The sequence below is a fragment of the Sodalis sp. (in: enterobacteria) genome, from assembly GCF_047607725.1.
Lineage (GTDB): Bacteria > Pseudomonadota > Gammaproteobacteria > Enterobacterales > Enterobacteriaceae > JBLKSS01.
Window position 1 is genome coordinate 1 of record NZ_JBLKSS010000270.1, and the last position, 2,598, is coordinate 2,598.

At 54.4% G+C, this 2,598-nt stretch carries 3 protein-coding genes and 1 pseudogene; 2 read left to right on the forward strand and 2 right to left on the reverse strand.

Annotated features, from left to right (window positions below):
- On the forward strand, positions 1–273 hold a 273-nt coding region (locus ACMX3H_RS18125; protein WP_415211786.1), incomplete at its 5' end, for a transposase domain-containing protein.
- Between the two features lie 31 nt (positions 274–304).
- Positions 305–526 (forward strand): annotated as a pseudogene (locus ACMX3H_RS18130) (dihydroxy-acid dehydratase); the annotation flags it as partial.
- Positions 527–627: 101 nt separating this feature from the next.
- Here the strand turns inward: ACMX3H_RS18130 and metA are convergent.
- Together metA and ACMX3H_RS18140 are read right to left on the reverse strand one after the other, a co-directional pair.
- Positions 628–1,557: a homoserine O-succinyltransferase MetA gene (gene metA, locus ACMX3H_RS18135; RefSeq protein WP_415211787.1), complete on the reverse strand. Its 930-nt coding sequence runs from the start codon at positions 1,555–1,557 to the stop codon at positions 628–630.
- 836 nt (positions 1,558–2,393) lie between these two features.
- Complete coding sequence (locus tag ACMX3H_RS18140; protein ID WP_415211788.1) at positions 2,394–2,531, reverse strand: hypothetical protein; 138 nt, start codon at positions 2,529–2,531, stop codon at positions 2,394–2,396.
- Positions 2,532–2,598 lie beyond the last annotated feature (67 nt).

A 2,598-nucleotide genomic window follows, 5' to 3' on the forward strand; every position in this document is an offset into this window, starting at 1 on the left:
TACTACGCCGGCGATGGCTGGGCGGAGATCGACAATAATATCGCTGAAAACGCGCTGCGGGTAATAAGCCTGGGTCGCAAGAACTATCTGTTCTTCGGTTCGGATAGCGGCGGCGCCCGGGCGGCGCTGATGTATACGCTGATCGGCAGTTGCAAACTGAACGGCGTGGAACCGGAAGCGTATCTGCGCTATGTGCTGGCGATTATCGCGGATCATCCCATCAACAAAATCAAAGAGCTCCTGCCGTGGAACCTCACCATCCCTGCTGAATAACTGTCAATACGGCGCTGGGCGTACGCTTACTAACGGCGGTCTGCTTGGCAAAATCCGCAACGGGGATACCGTGCGGGTGAACGGCAAAACGGGCGAATTGACGTTATTAGTGGACGAGGCGGAATTGGCGCAGCGCCAGGTGCCGGAACCGGATCTTTCTGCCGGCGCGGTGGGCTGCGGCCGCGAGTTGTTCGGAGCGCGGCGCCATCAGCTTTCCGGCGCGGAACAAGGCGCCAGTTGCATCAGTTTCTAAAACTCGACGGCCGCGCAAGATGACACCATGGGTTGACCGCGCGGCAAAAGCGGGAACGCGTTTTGGCCAACGCGGTTAGGGGGTAACGCGCTGGCCGGCGCTTATTCCAGCGTCGGATTCATCCGCCGCAAATCATACGGCGTTATCTGATAAACGTAGTAGTTGAGCCAGTTGGCAAACAGTAAATGCCCGTGGCTGCGCCAGCTGGCTTTCGGCGTCAGGTCGGGATTATCTTGCGGGAAATAGTTAACCGGTAACGCTGACTGGAGACCGTTTTCCCGATCGCGGTGATACTCGCTGGCCAGGGTTAGCGCATCATATTCCGGATGGCCGGTGACAAACGCCAGACGCTTATCCGGGCTGGCAAACAAATAGGCTCCCGCCTCGTCAGATTCGGCCAATATTTCTAAATCGGTGTACTGGCGAATCATCGCGGTAGGGAAATCCGCATTGCGGGAATACGGGGCGAGAAAGGTTTCATCAAAACCCCGGGTCAGCAATGCATGCGGCCTCCGCGTGTGGTGCTGATAGACGCCCGCCAGCTTCTGCTGGCGGGTCATTTTTGGGATGCCGTAGAGAATATTCAGCGCCGCCTGAACCGCCCAACAGACAAACAGCGTTGACGTCACATGATCGCGGGCCCAGTGCAGCACCCGGTCAATCTGCGGCCAGAAGACGACATCCTGAAAATCCACCAGGCCCAGCGGTGCGCCGGTCACGACCAAGCCATCGAAGTTATCATGCTGGATATCTTCAAAATTACAGTAAAAATTATTCAAATGCTCCGCCGGGGTATTCTTTGATTCCCGGCTGTCGATACGCAGCAGTTGAATGTCCACCTGCAGTGGTGAATTGGATAATAAACGCAGAAACTGATTTTCGGTTTCAATTTTCTTCGGCATCAGGTTCAGGATCAGCACTTTCAACGGGCGAATTTCCTGCGTGCTGGCGCGCGAGGACGTCATCACAAAGACATTTTCGTTACGCAGAAAATTGACTGCAGGTAGCTCGTCTAACACCCGAATCGGCATAACCTTAGATCCTCAAAGCATACGTTTAAACGTTTAGACATCCAGATGCCTGAAGATAGCCGTTTTAGGGCGTGATGTCGAGCTCTCAGCCATTAGTTGAAAATGTTTCATCTTGTCCCGAAAAATGTATTAGCAGACTCCCCATTGCAAACACGCTTGGCGGGCGCCGACATCAAATAGCACGCTTGTCGGCGGGCTATAGATTGAACGTTCAACGCCTGTACGCGGACCGGGGTAACTCCACGGTATTCGTTTACAGTTGCTTGAACCCGCCTGCTAAATACCGCTACTCAAGCGCTAAGGTGAATTGGCATCCCGGCCGCGTGCCGCTCCGCCCTATTGCTTGCCGCCTGGCCTGTTGTTGATAACCCGTTTTTGCTGGCATGCCACGCTTTGGGCGGGTAAAAACGGCCATAGCCAGTGCTTCTGTCCGGACCCCGCTTTAGGCTTAGATCCAGTTCCAGTTCCAGTTCCAGTTCCAGTTCNAGNNNNANTNCNGATCNNTNTWCCTGTCGCCAAAATGGCTCGACAGGTTATACCGCAGGGACGGCCGCATTTTTTCAATCGACCGCGCACGATACAAGAACCGTCGCAAATCCTACTACGCTAACGGCATGGGGCATGGGGCGTGGGGCACTGGTAAAGGCATTAGGCGTTAAGCATTAGCCGCTGCAAGAAGCCTGAAGCGGGAAACTCATGGGGTTTACACCGGCCGCCGCCTACGGAAGTGGGATAGAATAGTCATATTCAGTAATGGCGTTATCCCTGCTGGTTCCGGTCACGTCCGATCACTGATTCCGGTCGCCCGATCAGTGATTCCGATTCTGTCCGATCGCTCATCTTCTGTTCCGCCATACTCTGGAGACTTTTAGCTTCCGGGGGTATGGCATGGCACGTAAAAAGTAAGCGCCCCGTGGAGGACGTCTTGAATTATTGGTGGGTTTGTTGTATAGCCCGGTAAGAATATGTTCCACTACGATGCCTAGTGAACCCGCATCCTATAAGGGACGGCTGTCAGATCATGGATAATCCGGCGATGAT